Source organism: Thermus oshimai DSM 12092 (assembly GCF_000373145.1).
In the GTDB taxonomy this organism is placed as follows: domain Bacteria; phylum Deinococcota; class Deinococci; order Deinococcales; family Thermaceae; genus Thermus; species Thermus oshimai.
This window is the reverse complement of sequence record NZ_KB890602.1, coordinates 236013-251622: the sequence shown is the minus strand read 5'-3', so window position 1 is coordinate 251622 and position 15610 is coordinate 236013. Positions and strand designations below refer to the sequence as shown.

The 15610-nt window shown below is 68.9% G+C and carries 19 protein-coding genes; 15 read left to right on the top strand and 4 right to left on the bottom strand.

The features are described from left to right. Positions 1-18: 18 nt before the first annotated feature. Positions 19-1359: an FAD-binding oxidoreductase gene (locus B043_RS0101435; protein WP_018460683.1), complete on the bottom strand. Its 1341-nt coding sequence runs from the start codon at positions 1357-1359 to the stop codon at positions 19-21. 9 nt (positions 1360-1368) lie between these two features. Continuing rightward, positions 1369-1821 (bottom strand): hypothetical protein, encoded by a 453-nt coding sequence (locus tag B043_RS0101430; RefSeq protein ID WP_018460682.1) that lies wholly within the window; start codon positions 1819-1821, stop codon positions 1369-1371. A 70-nt stretch (positions 1822-1891) separates the two neighbouring features. On the opposite strand from B043_RS0101430, the gene B043_RS0101425 reads away from it, so the two are divergent. Beyond that, positions 1892-2344 carry an EVE domain-containing protein gene (locus tag B043_RS0101425; RefSeq protein ID WP_016328829.1) on the top strand — a complete coding sequence of 151 codons (453 nt, stop codon included), beginning with the start codon at positions 1892-1894 and terminating at the stop codon, positions 2342-2344. Here B043_RS0101425 and pilC read toward each other — a convergent pair. Beyond that, a complete protein-coding gene (gene pilC, locus B043_RS0101420; RefSeq protein WP_016328828.1) occupies positions 2319-3539 on the bottom strand; it encodes a type IV pilus assembly protein PilC in 1221 nt (406 codons plus the stop codon). The genes B043_RS0101425 and pilC overlap by 26 nt on opposite strands. Here pilC and B043_RS0101415 point away from each other — a divergent pair. After that, positions 3538-4134, top strand: a complete 597-nt coding sequence (locus B043_RS0101415; protein WP_018460679.1) for an L-threonylcarbamoyladenylate synthase — start codon at positions 3538-3540, stop codon at positions 4132-4134. The genes pilC and B043_RS0101415 overlap by 2 nt on opposite strands. After that, positions 4122-4649 carry an SMC-Scp complex subunit ScpB gene (gene scpB, locus B043_RS0101410; protein ID WP_016328826.1) on the top strand — a complete coding sequence of 176 codons (528 nt, stop codon included), beginning with the start codon at positions 4122-4124 and terminating at the stop codon, positions 4647-4649. The genes B043_RS0101415 and scpB overlap by 13 nt, the downstream gene beginning before the upstream one ends. Here the strand turns inward: scpB and B043_RS0101405 are convergent. After that, on the bottom strand, positions 4596-5666 hold the full coding sequence (locus B043_RS0101405; protein WP_018460678.1) for a PIG-L deacetylase family protein: 1071 nt from the start codon (positions 5664-5666) through the stop codon (positions 4596-4598). The genes scpB and B043_RS0101405 overlap by 54 nt on opposite strands. Before the next feature lie 21 nt (positions 5667-5687). Between B043_RS0101405 and B043_RS0101400 the strand changes: the two genes are divergently transcribed. From B043_RS0101400 to B043_RS0101345, 12 genes are all read left to right on the top strand, one after another. Next, complete coding sequence (locus B043_RS0101400; RefSeq protein WP_018460677.1) at positions 5688-6311, top strand: GNAT family N-acetyltransferase; 624 nt, start codon at positions 5688-5690, stop codon at positions 6309-6311. A gap of 43 nt (positions 6312-6354) precedes the next feature. Then, positions 6355-7512, top strand: coding sequence for an acyl-CoA dehydrogenase family protein (locus B043_RS0101395; protein ID WP_018460676.1), 1158 nt, complete (start codon positions 6355-6357; stop codon positions 7510-7512). A gap of 122 nt (positions 7513-7634) precedes the next feature. Then, a complete protein-coding gene (gene holA / locus B043_RS0101390; RefSeq protein WP_018460675.1) occupies positions 7635-8531 on the top strand; it encodes a DNA polymerase III subunit delta in 897 nt (298 codons plus the stop codon). A 9-nt stretch (positions 8532-8540) separates the two neighbouring features. Beyond that, positions 8541-9935 (top strand): TldD/PmbA family protein, encoded by a 1395-nt coding sequence (locus tag B043_RS0101385; RefSeq protein ID WP_018460674.1) that lies wholly within the window; start codon positions 8541-8543, stop codon positions 9933-9935. Beyond that, positions 9932-11242: a TldD/PmbA family protein gene (locus B043_RS0101380; protein ID WP_018460673.1), complete on the top strand. Its 1311-nt coding sequence runs from the start codon at positions 9932-9934 to the stop codon at positions 11240-11242. Before B043_RS0101385 ends, B043_RS0101380 begins: the two co-directional genes overlap by 4 nt. Before the next feature lie 28 nt (positions 11243-11270). Then, entirely contained in the window at positions 11271-11525 is a 255-nt protein-coding gene (locus B043_RS0101375; protein ID WP_016328819.1) for an AbrB/MazE/SpoVT family DNA-binding domain-containing protein, read from the top strand. Continuing rightward, positions 11522-11920 carry a type II toxin-antitoxin system VapC family toxin gene (locus B043_RS0101370; protein WP_016328818.1) on the top strand — a complete coding sequence of 133 codons (399 nt, stop codon included), beginning with the start codon at positions 11522-11524 and terminating at the stop codon, positions 11918-11920. Before B043_RS0101375 ends, B043_RS0101370 begins: the two co-directional genes overlap by 4 nt. Next, positions 11917-12855: a 2-hydroxyacid dehydrogenase gene (locus tag B043_RS0101365; protein WP_018460672.1), complete on the top strand. Its 939-nt coding sequence runs from the start codon at positions 11917-11919 to the stop codon at positions 12853-12855. The genes B043_RS0101370 and B043_RS0101365 overlap by 4 nt, the downstream gene beginning before the upstream one ends. 5 nt (positions 12856-12860) lie before the next feature. Further along, positions 12861-13598, top strand: coding sequence for a sulfite exporter TauE/SafE family protein (locus B043_RS0101360; protein ID WP_026234075.1), 738 nt, complete (start codon positions 12861-12863; stop codon positions 13596-13598). Positions 13599-13662: 64 nt separating this feature from the next. Continuing rightward, positions 13663-13992 carry an SPW repeat protein gene (locus B043_RS0101355; protein ID WP_016328815.1) on the top strand — a complete coding sequence of 110 codons (330 nt, stop codon included), beginning with the start codon at positions 13663-13665 and terminating at the stop codon, positions 13990-13992. 162 nt (positions 13993-14154) lie between these two features. Then, positions 14155-14700 carry a bifunctional pyr operon transcriptional regulator/uracil phosphoribosyltransferase PyrR gene (pyrR, locus tag B043_RS0101350; RefSeq protein WP_026234074.1) on the top strand — a complete coding sequence of 182 codons (546 nt, stop codon included), beginning with the start codon at positions 14155-14157 and terminating at the stop codon, positions 14698-14700. Continuing rightward, the gene (locus B043_RS0101345) at positions 14697-15602 is read left to right on the top strand and encodes an aspartate carbamoyltransferase catalytic subunit (RefSeq protein WP_018460669.1); all 906 of its coding nucleotides are present in this window, start codon (positions 14697-14699) and stop codon (positions 15600-15602) included. Before pyrR ends, B043_RS0101345 begins: the two co-directional genes overlap by 4 nt. Positions 15603-15610 lie beyond the last annotated feature (8 nt).

Sequence of the window (15610 nt, the reverse complement as noted above, 5' to 3'; positions counted from 1 at the left end):
TGAAAAATGACCCGGGCCCTAGGGGGGGAGCACCTTCCCGGGGTTGAAAAGCCCGTGGGGGTCCAAAGCCCCTTTGACCGCCCGGAGGGCCTTAAGGGTCTCCCCGTCCAGGGCCTCGGCCAGGAAGGCCCGCTTCATGAGGCCGATGCCGTGCTCCCCGGAAAGCACGCCCCCGTGCTTTAGGGCCACCCGGGCGATCTCGTGGGCCAGCTCCCAGACCCTCTCCTCGCTCTCCCTTTTTGGGTCAAAGAGGATGTTGGGGTGCAGGTTCCCGTCCCCGATGTGGCCGAACTGGACCACGATGAGGCCAAAGGCCCGGCCCAGCTCGGCGATCTCCGCCACCACCTTAGGGAGGGCGGAGCGGGGCACGGCGATGTCCTCGTTCACCCGCTTGGGGCGGATGCGGCCTAAGGCCGGGCTCACCGCCCGCCGGGCCCGCCAGAGGGCCTCCGCCTCCGCCCCGTCTTTTGCCCGCCGCACCCGGGCCCCGAAACGGAGGGCGGTTTCCTGCAAAAGGGCAAGCTCCGCCTCCACCTCCTCCCGCTCCTCCCCGTCCGTCTCCACCAGGAGGAGGGCCTCCCCCCGGGGGAGGCCCATGCCCAGGTAGTCCTCCACCGCGTTCACGCAGGCGGGGTCCATGAACTCCATGCGGGCCGGCACCGCCCCCAAGGCGATGGCCTGGGAAACGGCCTCCGCCAGGGGCTCCACGCCGGGAAAGGCGGCCATGAGGGTGGCCCGGTGGGGGGGGAGGGGGAGGAGGCGGAGCCTGGCCCCGGTAAGTAGGCCCAAGGTGCCCTCGGAGCCGATGAGGAGGCCCGGGAGGTCGTAGGCCCTGCGGTCCAGGCGGTGCACCTCCCCTTCCGCGTCCACGAACTCCACCTCCAGGACGTAATCCCCCGTGACCCCGTACTTGAAGCAAAGGGGCCCCCCGGCGTTCTCCCCCAGGTTCCCCCCCAGGGTGCTGGTGCGGTAGGAGGCGGGGTCTGGGGGGTAGAAGAGGCCAAAGGGCCGGGCGGCCTCGGAAAGGCGGGCCGTGGTCACCCCGGGCTCGGCCCAGGCCGTGCGGGCCTCGGGGAAGAGCTCCAGGCGGGTCATGCGGGTGAAGGCCACCACGATGGCCCCCTCCTCCGGCACCGCCCCCCCGGAGAGGCCGCTCCCTGCCCCCCGGGGCACCAGGGGGAGGCCATAGCGGCGGGCCAAGCGCACCAGGGTCTGGACCTCCTCCCGCGTCTCCGGCAGGACCACCGCCAGGGGGCTTTCCCCCACCAGGATGGCGTCGTAGCGGTAGACCTCCTTCTCCGCCCGGGCCAGAAGGGCCCGGGGGCCGAAACGCCGCCTTAGCTCCTCCCGAACCCCCATGCCCCTAGGCTACCAGCCGGGGTCGCAGGAGGGAGAGGCCTCAGGCCGCACCGGGTCCTGGGCCCGCACGTAGGGCCCTAAAACCCCGTCCACCGCCCCCCGCGCCCAAAGGCGCCTTGTGGGGAGGGGGTCCACCCGGATGCCCTGGGGAACAAGGTAAACGGCCCAGATCTCCCCCGTGGGGGCCGCCTCGAGGTAGCCCGCCACCTCGGGGCCCCAAAAAGGCCCGGTAAGGGCCCAGGTCTCCTCCGGCCGGGCCCGAGAGGGGTGGACCCCTTCCGGCACCCAGAAGAACTCCAGGCGGTCCACCCGCCCCTCCAGGAAGAGGCGGTAGTCCAGCCGGGTGGGGCGGTCCTGGCAGTAGGTGGCCTGGGTGGAAAGGCCCAAGACGGGGCCGGGGGCGATCTCCAGGGTGAGGGTGCAGGCGGAAAGGAAAAGGGCAAGGAGGGCCAGGGCGCGCATACCCTAAGGGTAGGGGAAAGGACCTTAAGGGGACTTGGCCCGGGCTAAAGCGGCCTTTAGACTCCAGGGCATGGCCTACTGGCTTTTAAAGTCCGAGCCGGAGGTGTACAGCATTGAGGACCTCAAGCGGGAAGGGCGGGCCCTTTGGGACGGGGTGCGGAACTACCAGGCCCGGAACTACCTGATGCAGATGCAAGAAGGGGACCTCTGCTTCTTCTACCACTCCCGCGCCCTCCCCCCCGGGATCGCCGGGCTCTGCCGGGTGGTGCGCACCCTACTCCCCGACCCCACGCAGTTTGACCCCCAAAGCCCCTACTTTGACCCCAAGGCCACCCCGGAAAGGCCCCGCTGGTTCACGGTGGAGGTGGAGTTCCTCGAGGCCTGGCCCCTCATCCCCCTGGAGGCGCTGAAGGCCCTTTTTCCCAAAGACCACCCCCTGGTAAAACGGGGGAACCGGCTTTCCGTGATGCCGGTTCCCCCAGAGGTGGCGGAGGCCCTTATTGCACGGAGAGGGTCCCGATGATCTTGAAGAGGGGCAGGAACATCCCCGCCACGATCATGCCCACGATGACGCCCAGGAAGATGATCATGAGGGGCTCGATGGCCGCGGTGAGGCTGGCCACCGCCTCGTCCACCTCCCGCTCGTAGAAGTCGGCGATCTTGGAAAGGAGGGTGTCCAAAGCCCCCGTCTCCTCGCCGATGGCCACCATGGAGCTCACCATGGGAGGGAAGACCAGGGGGTTCTGGGCCAGGGTGAGGTTCAGGGGCTCCCCCTGCTGGACCTTGTTTTTGGCGGTCTCCACCAGGTCCTCCACGATGGCGTTCCCCGCGGTGCCCTTGGTGATGTCCAAGGACTCCAGGATGTTCACCCCGCTCTGGAGGAGGAGGGCCAGGGTGCGGGCGAAGCGGGCGATGGCCGTCTTGCGGTTCAGGTTGCCAAAGACGGGCATCCGGAGCTTGATGCGGTCGATGACCCGCCTTCCCTGGGGGGTGCGGTAGTAGGAGCGGTAGACGAAGTAGAGGACCACCAGGAGGAGGAGGAGGGGCAGGGTGGCCACCCGGAGGAGGTTAGAGAGGGCGATGAGGAAGCGGGTGAGGAGGGGGAGCTCCGAGCCTAGGTCGGTGAGGATCTGGGCGAACTGGGGCACGATCCCCGTGAGGAGGAAGTAGGCCACGCCCACCGCGAAGACGAAGACGATGGTGGGGTAGGTCATGGCGCTCCGGATCTTCCCCCGAAGCTCCAGCTCCTTCTCCAAGAAGGTGGCCAGGCGGTCCAGGATGACGTCCATCCCCCCCGAGGTCTCCCCCGCCCGCACCAGGTTCACGTAAAGCCGGGAGAAGAGCTTGTGCTTGGAAAGGGCCTCGGAGAGGGCGCTACCCCCTTCCACGTCCGTGCGGACCTTTTTGATGATCTCCCGGAACTTCTTGTTCTCCGTCTGCCGCTCCAGGATGGAAAGGGACTGGAGGAGGGTGAGCCCCGCGGAGAGCATGGTGGCGAGCTGGCGGGAGAAGATGGCGAGGTCTTTTAGCCCAGGCCCCCGCTCCAGGGCGGGGATCCGCACCTCCGCCCGGAGGCCCCGCCCCGGCTCCTTGATCTCCGCCACGAAAAGCCCCCGGTCCCGGAGGAGGCGGGCCGCGGTGCGCAGGTCCTCGGCCTCGATGGTGGCCTCCACCAAGCGGCCCTGACGGTCGCGGGCCTTATACTGGTAGACCGGCATGGTAGAAGTATACGCCAAGGCCCTGGAGGAGGCGGCGAAAACCTTGAAGGAAGGGGGCCTGGTGGCCTTTCCCACCGACACCGTCTGGGGGGTCCTGGCCCGGATGGAGGACGAGGCCGCCTGCCGGAGGATCTACGCCCTCAAAGGGCGGGAGGAGAAGAAGCCCCTCCAGGTCCTGGTGGCGGACCTGGAAAGCGCCCTAGGCCTGGCGGAGCTCGGCCCCCTGGAAGCGCGCTTCCTGAGGCTCGTGGAGGCCTTCTGGCCCGGGGGGCTCACCGTGGTGGTCCCCGGGCGGAACATCCCCCCCTGGATCAGCCAGGACGGCTCCGTGGGCCTAAGGATGCCCGCCCACGACCTCCTGCGGGAGCTCCTCCGCCGGGTGGGGGGGTACGCGGCGGCCACCAGCCTAAACCGGAGCGGCGAGCCCCCCGTGCGCTCGGAGGAGGAGGCCCGGGCCTTCCCCGTGGACTACGTCTTCCCAGGGGAGGCCCTGGGCCTGGCCTCCAGCGTGGTGGACCTGCGCACGGGGGAGGTGCTTAGGGAAGGGGCCATCCCTAAAGAAGCCCTCCTCCCCTACCTCCAATGGAACCCTTAAGCCTCAAGGCCCAGATCCTGGCCGTCCTCTTCGCCGCGGGCCGGCCCGTGGCCCTGAAGGAGCTACGGGCCCTGGGCTACCCCGAGGAGGCCCTCTTAAGGGCCCTTAAGGCCTTGGAAGCCGACCTGGCGGAGGGCCACCTGGGGGTGGGCCTGGAGCGGGTGGCGGGGGGGTGGCGCCTCATCGTGCACGAGCGGGCCCTCCCCGCGGTGGAGCGGGTGCTCAAGCCCACCCCGCCCAGGCTCTCCAAGGCCGCTTTAGAGGTCCTGGCCCTGGTGGCCTACCACCAGCCCGTGACCCGGGCAGAGCTGGAGGCCATGCGGGGGAAGAGCGTGGAAGGGCTTCTGGAGGGCCTTTTGGAACGGGGGCTCATCCGGGTGGTGGGGGAGAAGGAGGCCCCCGGCCGCCCCAAGCTCTACGGCACCACGGAGCGCTTCCTGGAGGTCTTCGGCCTGGAGAGCCTAGAAGACCTCCCCCCCCTCGAGGACGGCCCACCCCTCCTCCTCCGGGGGTAGCCGGGCGGGGATGGGGAGGGGGCTAAAGAGCTCGTTCCGCCGCACAAAGGCCAGGAGGAACCGCCCGAGAAGCCGCACCTGGCTCCGGTGGGCGCGGATGGCCTTCTCCTTCAAGGCCACCTCCTCGGGCGTAAGGGGAAACCGGTGCCAGGGAAGCCCCCGGCCCCTAGGCGGGGGGTAAAGGGGCAGGCGGGGGTGGAGGCCCTTGGGCAGGGGGTACTGGTATCCCCCGTGGATGAGGTAGTAAAGAAGGCAGTCCTCGAGGCCCAAGGCCGCCGCGGCCTGCATGCCGAAGTAGGCCGTGGCCTGGTGGTCCCGGTGGGCGTCCAGGGGGCTTGGGAGGAGGATCCGGCTCGGCCTAAGGGCCCGGAAAAGGGCCAAAAGGGTCTCCTCCAGGGCCTTCCCCGTGTAGGGGAGGCCCACCCGGTAGCACCCCGGGTAGGCCACGGCCCTTAGGCCCGTGTAGGGGCTCTCGTAGGGGAGGTAGTAGTGGGTGGTGAAGAGGGGGAAAAGCCCCTGGTCGGGGAAGCCCAAAAAGTAAAGGCTCTCCCGCCCCACCCCCAGGGCCTCCATCCCCCGCCGGGCCTCCACCATGCGCCTCAGGGCCAGGCGGCGCATGGCCGCCTTGGAGGGCAGGGGCCCCCCCGCGGCCAGGTCAAAGGCGTCCCCCGAGGTGAGGTAGACCACGCTCACCCGGCCCCCCGCCTGGAGGGTCCTCTGGATGAGGCCGGCCGCGGCCAGGACCTCGTCGTCGGGGTGGGGGGCGAGGAGGAGGAGGTGCTCCCCCTTGGGCTCCGGCCAGAGGGGCAGGTCCTGGGTGCGCCAGGAGGTGAGGAGGGCGTGGTAGTAGGCGAAGACGAAGCGGCCGTTGATGAAGGCCCAAAGGGTGAGGGCCAGGAGGAGAAGGGCCACCCGCTCCGCCCAGACCAGGCCCAGCCAGAGCCGGAAGCCCTCCACCAGGGCCACCGAAAGGGCCAGGAGGAGGAGAAGCCACTGCCAGGGGGCCAACCGGCGCACAAGGGCTATTGTAGGGGCAGGATGGCCCGCCTCCGCCCCGCCCGAAAGGAGGACCTCCCGGCCATCGCCCGCATCGCCCACGCCACCCTCCTCCTGGGGGGTCCGGGCCCGGAGGTCTTCCCCAGCCAGGCCCTTTGGGGGGAGCTCTTCGTGGCCCCTTACCTCCACCGGGGGTGCTGCAGCCTGGTGGCGGAGGTGGACGGGGAGGTGGTGGGGTACATCCTGGGGGCCTGCGGCCGCCTCCCCCTCCTCCTTTACCTCCTCCCCCGGCTGCCCCTTATCCTCCTTAAGCTCCTCCTCTTCCGCTACGGCCCCCCCTGGCCCCACCTCCGCTACCTCCTGAGGCTCCTCCTCTTCCCTGGGCCCCACGCCCCCGGGAAGCGCTTCCCCGCCCACCTGCACATCGGGGTGGACCCCAAGGCGCAAGGAAAGGGCCTGGGAAAAGCCCTTCTGGAAGCTTTTTTGAACTGCCTACAGGCCAAGGGGGTGCGGGGGGTGCAGCTTTCCACCACCCGGGCCAACCGGGCCGCCCGGGGGCTTTACCGGGCCCTGGGCTTCCGCCTCTGGGCCAAGCGGGCGAGCCCCTTCTGGGCCCCCTACCGGGGCCGGCCGGTGATCCACGAGGTCTGGGTGAAGGAGCTATAGACGCGCCCCCCAAAGGCCCTTAGGCTAAGGGCGGAGGCACGCCATGCTGGACCTTTACAGAGTGGAGGATCTCCTGACCCCGGAGGAAAGGGCCATCCGCCAGGCCGCCCGGCGCTTTCTGGAGGCCGAGGCCCTGCCCTATATCCGCGACTGGTGGGAGGCGGGGACCTTCCCCACCCACCTCATCCCCCGCTTCGCCGAGCTCGGCTTCCTAGGCCCCACCCTGCCCCCGGAGTACGGGGGGGCAGGGGTGAGTAGCGCCGCCTACGGCCTCATCGCCTACGAACTGGAGCGGGTGGACTCGGGGCTTAGGAGCTTCGTCAGCGTGCAGAGCTCCCTGGTCATGTACCCCATCTTCGCCTTCGGGAGCGAGGAGCAAAAACGGGAGTTCCTCCCGAGGCTTGCCCGGGGGGAGATGGTGGGGTGCTTCGGCCTCACCGAGCCCGACGGGGGCTCGGACCCCTACGGGAACATGAAGACCCGGGCCCGAAGGGAGGGGGACACCTGGGTCCTAAACGGCACCAAGATGTGGATCACCAACGGCCACCTGGCCCAGATCGCCATCCTTTGGGCCAAGGACGAGGAAGGGGTGGTGCGGGGCTTCATCGTCCCCACGGACACCCCGGGCTTCAAGGCGGTGGAGGTGAAGCGGAAGATGAGCCTGAGGGCCTCGGCCACGAGCGAGCTCATCTTGGAGGACGTGCGCGTGCCGGAGCACCTGCGCCTCCCCAAGGCGGAAGGGCTAAAAGCGCCCCTTTCCTGCCTCACCCAGGCCCGCTTCGGCATCGCCTGGGGGGTTTTGGGGGCCCTGGAGGCGGTCTACGAGGAGGCGAGGGCCTTCGTGAAGGAACGGTTTAGCTTCGGCGAGCCTTTGGCCCGGAAGCAGCTGGTGCAGGAGAAGCTTGCGGAGATGCTCGCCTGGCACACGGAGGGGCTCCTCCTGGCCTGGCGGCTTGCCCGGCTTAAGGACGAGGGGAAGCTCAGCCCGGTGCAGGTCTCCCTGGCCAAGCGGCAGAACACCTGGAAGGCCCTCCAAGGGGCCCGCCTCGCCCGGGAGCTCTTGGGGGGGAGCGGCATCACCCTGGAGTACCACGCCATCCGCCACCTCCTGAACCTGGAAACGGTCTACACCTACGAGGGCACCCACGACGTGCACACCCTGGTCCTGGGCCGGGAGGCCACGGGGGAGAACGCCTTCTGAGTACCCCGCCGAAGCTTTCGCTTCGGCGGGGGCCCCAGAGGGGAAGCCCATGGCCTGCTTTGCCACAGGCCTAACGGGGCCTTCTCACCGCGGTGGCACTCGGAACCCTCTAGGCTAAAGGCATGGTCGTGGCCTTCACCGGCGACCCCTTCCTGGCCCGGGAGGCCCTTTTGGAGGAGGCCCGGCTCCGGGGCCTTACCCGCTTCACCGAGCCCACCCCGGAGGCCCTGGCCCAGGCCCTGAGCCCGGGGCTTTTCGGGGGGGCTGGGGCCATGCTGGACCTGAGGGAGGTGGGGGAGGCGGAGTGGAAGACCCTGAAGCCCCTTCTGGAGGGGGTTCCGGAGGAGGTCCCGGTCCTCCTCCTGGACCCCAAGCCCACCCCCGCCCGGGCCGCCTTCTACCGCGCCCGGGAGCGGCGGGACTTCCCCACCCCCAAGGGGAAGGACCTGGTGCGCCACCTGGAACACCGGGCTAAGCGCCTGGGCTTTCGCCTCCCCGCGGGGGTGGCCCAGCACCTGGCGGGCCTCGAGCCCGACCTGGAGGCCCTGGAAAGGGAGCTGGAGAAGCTCGCCCTCCTGGAGCCCCCCCTCACCCTGGAGAAGGTGGAACGGGTGGTGGCCCTAAGGCCCCCCGTGACCGGGTTCCAGCTGGTGGGGGCGGTCCTGGAGGGGAACGCCAAGGAGGCCTTCCGCCGCCTGAGGGCCCTAAGGGAGGAGGGGGAGGAGCCCTTAAGGGTCCTTGGGGCCCTTTCCTGGCAGTACGCCCTCCTGGCCCGGGCCTGGATGCTCCTCAAGGAGAACCCAAGGCCAAAGGAGGAGGACCTCGCCCGCCTCGAGGCCCACCCCTTCGCGGCCAGGAAGGCCCTGGAGCGGGCGAAGGGGCTGGGGCTGGAGGAGCTCAAAAGGGCCCTGGACCTCCTCATGGCCGCGGAGGAAAGGGCCAAAGGGGGGAAAGACCCCTGGCTCGCCCTGGAGGAGGCGGTGCTGGGGCTTATTGACCCGCGGGTCAGCGCCGGGTAGAGTGGGGGCATGCTAGAACCGGAGGCGGTGGAGGCCGTCTTAAAGCGGGCGCTTTCCGGCGGGGCCGACTTCGCCGAGGTCTACGCCGAGCGCTCCCTAAGGCGGCGGATGAAGGTCCTTTCGGGGAGGCTGGAGGAAGCCCTGAGCGGCCTGGACTACGGGGCGGGGATAAGGCTCTTCTTCGGGCACGAGGTGGTCTACGCCTACACCAACGACCTGAGCAAAGAAGGCCTTATGGAAGCCCTGGAAACCCTCCTAAGGGCCAAGGGGGCCCTGGGGCGGGTGGACGAGGGGGGAAGGGGGGGGCTGGACTTCCGCAAAGAGGCCCCTAAGGGCCTCCACGCCCCCAAGGTGCCCCTTTCCCAAAAGGACAAGCGCTACCGCCTGGAAAGGCTCTTGGAGGCCGAGGCCGGGGCCAAAATCGCCCCCGAGATCCGCCAGGTGGAATCTAGCCTCCTGGAGTGGGAGCAGGAGGTCCTCATCGCCAACACGGAAGGGGTGTGGGCGGAGGAGAAGCGGGTCCGCACCCGGCTTTTCGTCCTGGCGGTGGCCGAGGACGGGGGCGAGGTCCAAACCGGCTACGCCGGCCCCGGGAAGAGCGTGGGCCTGGAGCTCTTTGAGCTTTACCCCCCTAAGGCCGTGGGGGAAAAGGCGGCCAGGCAGGCCCTCACCAACCTAAAGGCCCGCCCCGCCCCCGCGGGCACCTTCCCGGTGGTGGTGGGCCCTGGGTTTGGCGGGGTGCTCTTCCACGAGGCGGTGGGCCACCTCCTGGAGACCACCAGCGTGGCCAAGAAGGCGAGCGTCCTTGCGGACAAGCTGGGGGAGGCCATCGCCAGCCCCGCGGTCACCTACATCGACGACGGCACCCTGCCCCACGCCTGGGGCTCCACGGAGATAGACGACGAGGGCCGGCCCACGGAGCGCACCGTGCTCATAGAAGGGGGCATCCTCAAGGCCTACATGGTGGACCGGCTGGGCCACCTCCTCACGGGCTACCCCCTCTCGGGCTCGGGCAGGCGGCAGGACTACACCTTCGCCCCCACCTCGAGGATGCGCAACACCTTCATCGCCCCTGGGGACAAGAAGCCCGAGGAGCTCTTTGAGGGCATTGAGTTCGGCCTCTACGCCAAGGAGATGGGGGGCGGGCAGGTGAAGCCGGGGAGCGGGGAGTACAACTTCGCGGTGCAGGAGGGGTACATCATCCGCAAGGGGCGCATCGAGGAGCCCGTGCGGGGGGCCATGCTGGTGGGCAAGGGCCCCGAGACCCTGAAAAAGGTGGTGGCGGTGGCGGACGACTGGGAAAACGCCCCCGGCATGTGCGGAAGCCTCTCCGGGGCGGTGCCCGTGGAGGTGGGCCAGCCCCACGTGCTGGTCTCGGAGATCGTGGTGGGGGGAAGGGCATGACCAGGGAAGAGGCCAAGCGGTACCTCTTAGAGCGGGCCAGGGCCCTCGGGGTGGAGGCCGAGCTCCTCTTCCAGGAGGAGAGGGAGCTCTCCTTGAGGGCCAGGAACGGGGCCTTGGAGGAGATCAAGGAGGCCCGGCAACGGGGGGTGGGCCTGAGGGTGGTGGCGGAGGGCCGGGTGGGCTACGCCTACACGGAGGAGCTCTCCCCCAGGGCCCTGGACTGGGCCCTGGAGGAGGCCCGGGAGAACGCCCTCCTTTCGGGGAAAAGGGGCAGCCTCCCGGAAGGGCGCCCCTTGGGAAGCCATGACCTCCTGGGCGAGGGGCTTTCCGCCCCCTTAGAGGCCAAGAAGGCCAAGGCCCTGGAGCTGGAGAAGGCCCTCCGGGAAGACCCCAAGGTGCGGGCGGTCCTCATGGGGGGGTACATGGAGCGGGAGGCCCAGGCCCTCCTGGCGAGCACGAAGGGCCTGGAAGGGGCCTACCGCACGGGGTTTGCCGCCCTCATGGGCAGCTTCGTCATGGCCGAGGGGGAGAGCGTCAAGCAGGGCTGGGATTTTAAACCGAGCCGGGAGTTCCACGCCCTGGAGCCCGGGCGCACCGCTTTGGAGTTCCGGGAGAAGACGGCGAGGCTCCTCAACGCCAAGCCCTTAAGGACCGGGCGCTACCGGGCCTACCTGGAGCCCGAGGCCATGGGAAGCCTCCTCATGGTCTTCGCCCAGGCCCTTTCCGGGAAAAACGCCCTGGAGGGGAAAAGCCGCCTCCTTGGCCGGCTTGGGGAACGGATCGCGAGCCCCCTCGTGACCCTGGTGGACGACCCCCTTTTGGAAGGGGGCCTCCTCCGCCGCCCCTTTGACGACGAGGGCACCCCCGCGAGACGAACGGTGGTGGTGGAAAAGGGGGTCTTCAAGACCTTCCTCCACAACCGGGAGACCGCAGAGGCCCTGGGCCAGGAGAACACCGGCCACGGGGCCCGGAACTACCGGGGGGTCCTGGGGGTGGCCCCGAGCAACCTGTACCTGGAGCCCCTGGGCAACCTGGCCTTCACCGAAGGGGTCCTCATCACCGAGTTCATGGGCCTCCACGCAGGGGCCAACCCCGTCTCCCTGGACTTCTCCCTCCAGGCCTTGGGCCTTTGGGTGGAGGAGGGGGGGGTGCGGTACGCGGTGGAGAACTTCGCCGTGTCCGGGAACCTCCTGGAACTCCTCCAGGGGATAGAGGGCGTGGGAAGCGACCTGGACTGGGTCTTCTGGGGTTCGGCCTTCGGGAGCCCCACCGTGGCGGTGGCGGAGCTTTCCTTCGCGGGGGCGTAAGCGAACCCCAAGGGGCTAAAATAAACCCATGGCCGAGGTTACCGTACGCTCCAAGTTCCAGATCACCCTTCCCAAGGAGGTGCGCCAGGCCCTCGGCCTCCGACCCGGGGAGAAGCTCCAGGTGGAGTTGGTGGAGGGGGAGATCCGCCTTCGCCCTCTACGCCCTTCGGTTAGGGAGCTCCTGAAGAACCTCCAGAAAACCTACCCAAAGGAGCTCGAGGCTCTGGGCAGAGCCACGGAGCACGACGCCGTACGGTACGTGCGGGGCCTTAGGGAAGGATGATCAGCCTGGACACCAACCTGATCCTAGCGGCCTTGGACCCGAAAGACATCCGTCACGAGGACGCGCTCTCTTTTCTTGAGGCCACCTCATCCAATCTGTGCGTTTCCTTGCCGGTCTACGCCGAGCTTAGGGCAGGCGAGGGTTGGCCCGCGGTGGAGGCCTTTTTGAAGGGCTTGCATGTCCAACTTCACGGAGAAATGCCCATGGCCGTTTGGGAGTTAGCTGGGGAACGCTTTGGCCAGTACGCCCGGAAAAGGCGCACCACCGGTCTTCCCCGCCGCATCCTTGCGGACTTTTTAATCGGAGCCCATGCTCTTCATCACCACCTGGCCCTAGCCACCTTTGACCCCGTTCACTACCGCGTGGCCTTTCCCGAACTGGAGGTATTGCCGTGAAGGTCCTCGTTACCCGCACCCTTCCGGGAAAAGCCCTGGATCGGCTTAAGGAGGAGGGCCTCGAGGTTTTGGTCCACGAGGGCCTCTTCCTCCCCCGGGAGGAGCTCTTGCGGAAGGTGGAAGGGGCCTTTGGCCTCATCCCCACGGTGGAGGACCGGATAGACGCCGAGGTCATGGACCGCGCGGGGCCTAGCCTTAAGGTCATCGCCTGCTACAGCGTGGGGGTGGACCACGTGGACCTAAAGGCCGCCCGGAAGCGGGGCATCCGGGTCACCCACACCCCGGACGTCCTCACCGAGGCCACCGCGGACCTCACCTTCGCCCTCCTCCTCGCCGTGGCCCGGCGGGTGGTGGAGGGGGTGGACTACGCCCGAAGGGGGCGCTGGCGGGCCTGGCACCCCGAGCTCCTCCTGGGGCTGGACCTAAAGGGGCTCACCCTGGGGATCGTGGGCATGGGGCGCATCGGCCAGGCCGTGGCGCAAAGGGCCGAGGCCTTCGGCCTCCGCATCGCCTACACCAGCAAAGAGGCAAAGCCCCTCCCCTACCCCTTCCTTCCCCTGGAGGACCTCATCCGGGAAGCGGACATCCTAAGCCTCCACACCCCCCTCACCCCGGAAACCCACCGCCTGATGGACCGGAGGCGGCTTTTTTCCATGAAGAAGGGGGCCATCCTCCTGAACACCGCCCGCGGGGCCCTGGTGGACACCGAGGCCCTGGTGGAGGCCCTGAGGGGCCACCTCTTCGGGGCGGGGCTGGACGTGACGGACCCCGAGCCCCTGCCCCCAGGCCACCCCCTCTACGCCCTGCCCAACGCGGTGATCACCCCCCACATCGGCTCGGCCGGCGTGAGGACCCGGGCGCGCATGGCGGAGGTGGCGGTGGAAAACCTCCTGGCGGTCCTAAAGGGCGAGGAGCCCCCAAACCCGGTAGCATGAGCCCCATGAACTTCCTGGTGGGTTTCCTGGGCGGGGCCTTCGGCGGGCTGGTGGGCCTGGGCGGGGGCACGGTGATGATCCCCCTCATGGTGGGGGTCCTAAAGCTCTCCCAGCACCGGGCCCACGGCACCAGCCTGGTGGCGGTCTTCTTCACCGGCCTCGTGGGGGCCCTCACCTACGCCCTCCAGGGCTCCCTTAGCCTGAAGGCCGCCTTTTTCCTGGCGGCGAGCGCCATCCTCACCGCCCGCTTCGGGGCCCGCTACGCCCATGGCCTTTCCGAGCGCGGCCTGAAACGGGCCTTTGGCTGGTTTCTCATCGCGGTAAGCCTCCTTCTCCTCCTGAGGCCCTACCTGGCCCCCCTGGGCCTGGTGCGGGGGGAGGCGGCGCAGGACCTCGCCCTCCTCCTCGCCGGGGCCTTCACCGGCTTCCTCTCGGGGATGATGGGGGTGGGCGGGGGGACGGTCATGGTCCCCGCCATGGTCCTCCTCCTGGGCCTGCCCCAGCACACCGCCCAGGGGACGAGCCTTCTCGCCATGGTGCCCGCCAGCCTGGTGGGGGCCTACACCCACCTCCGCCTGGGCAACGTGGACCTCCCCCTGGCCCGGGCCCTGGTGCCGGGGGTCCTCCTGGGGACCTTCCTGGGGGGGGAGGCCGCCCACCTCCTCCCCGAGGGGGCGCTGAGGCTGGTGTTCGCCGCGGTGCTCCTCTGGACGGGGTGGCGGTACGTGGGGCCTAAAAGGTAACTTTTATTACATTTTCCCGCGCGCAAAAGGTTTAAGGGTAAGGGCGGAAAGGAGGTGAAGAGCGATGCGGCGCTGGCAGGACTGGGCCAACCTGGTCTTGGGGATTTGGCTCATCCTCTCCCCCTGGATCCTGGGGTACAGCGCCACCTCCGCCGCGCTCTGGAACGCCCTCATCGTGGGGGTGGTGGTGGGGCTTATGGCCTTCTTGCACCTCCAAAACGGCCCCCTCTGGGAGGAATGGGTGAACGTGGTCCTGGGGGTCTGGCTCATCCTCTCCCCCTGGATCCTGGGCTTTAGCGCCCAAGGGAACGCCACCTGGAACGCGGTGGTGGTGGGCCTCTTGGTGGGCGCCCTGGCCCTAAGCGTGGCCCGGGAGAAGCCCAAGGCGGCCTAAGGTCTTCCCCCTGGGGCCTTGCGCCCCAGGGGGTCTTCAGGTAAGGTGAGCCTGGCCTTTAAACCGGTCCCGCGAGGCCGGAAAGGAGGGCAAAAGTGGCAGAGGAAAAGGCAAAAGGAATGGGGTGCGGGGCTTCGGCCCCGCTTTTTTTGGGGGTGGGGCGTGCGCTTTAAAGCGGAGCTCATGAGCGGGGAGGAGATGCGGCGGGCCCTCTACCGCATCGCCCACGAGATCGTGGAGGCCAACAAGGGGGTGGAGGGGCTTGTCCTGGTGGGCATCCACACCCGGGGCATTCCCCTGGCGAAAAGGATCGCGGACTTCATCCGCTCCTTTGAGGGGAAGGAGGTGCCGGTGGGGATGCTGGACATCACCCTCTACCGGGACGACCTCACGGAGATCGGCCTCAAGCCCCAGGTGCGGGAAACCCGCATCCCCTTTGACCTTCAGGGGAAGGCCGTGGTCCTGGTGGACGACGTGCTCTACACCGGCCGCACCGCCCGGGCTGCCTTGGATGCCCTCATGGACCTGGGCCGCCCCCGGAGGATCTACCTTGCGGTGCTGGTGGACCGGGGGCACCGGGAGCTCCCCATCCGGGCGGACTTCGTGGGGAAGAACGTGCCCACCTCGAGGGCCGAGGTGGTGAAGGTCAAGGTGGCGGAGGTGGACGGGGAGGACCGGGTGGAGCTTTGGGAAAGGGAGGAGGCATGAGGCACCTCCTGGACTTCCAGGGCTGGACGAGGGGCGAGGTGGAAAACCTCCTGGACACCGCCAAGGTGATGCGGGAGGTTTTGGAGAGGCCCGTGAAGAAGGTCCCCGCCCTCCAGGGCTTCACCGTGGCCACGGTCTTCTTTGAGCCCTCCACCCGCACCCGCATCTCCTTTGAGCTGGCGGCCCGGCGCATGTCCGCGGACGTGGTCTCCTTCACCGCGGCCACGAGCTCCCTCCAGAAGGGGGAAAGCTACAAGGACACCCTCCTCACCCTCGAGGCCATGGGGGTGGACGCCTACATCCTCCGCGCGGACAGCGCCGGGGTCCCCCACCAGGCCACCCGCTGGGTGAAGGGGGCGGTGGTGAACGCCGGCGACGGCCGCCGGGCCCACCCCACCCAGGCCCTCCTGGACGCCTACACCCTTCTGGAGGCCTTAGGGGGCCTGGAGGGCAAGAAGATCGCCATCGTGGGGGACATCCTCCACTCCCGGGTGGCCCGCTCCAACGCGGAGCTTCTTAGCCTCTTGGGGGCCGAGGTGTGGTGCGCGGGGCCCCCAAGCCTCCTCCCCCAGGCCCTCCCCGGAGCCCGGCTCACCCCGCGTCTGGACGAGGCCTTGGAGGAAGCGGACGCGGTCATGGTCTTGAGGCTCCAAAAGGAGCGGATGGAGGCGGGGCTTGTCCAGCTGGAGGACTACATTGCCCACTACCAGGTGACGGAGGCCCGCCTAGGGAGGGCCAAGCCCCAGGCCCCCCTCCTCCACCCCGGCCCCATGAACCGGGACGTGGAGCTGGAGGGCCACCTGGCGGACTCCCCTAGAAGCCTGGTCCAGCGCCAGGTGCAAAACGGGGTGGCGGTGCGCATGGCCGTGCTCTACCACGTGCTGGTGGGGAGGGAGGGTTAAGGTATCCT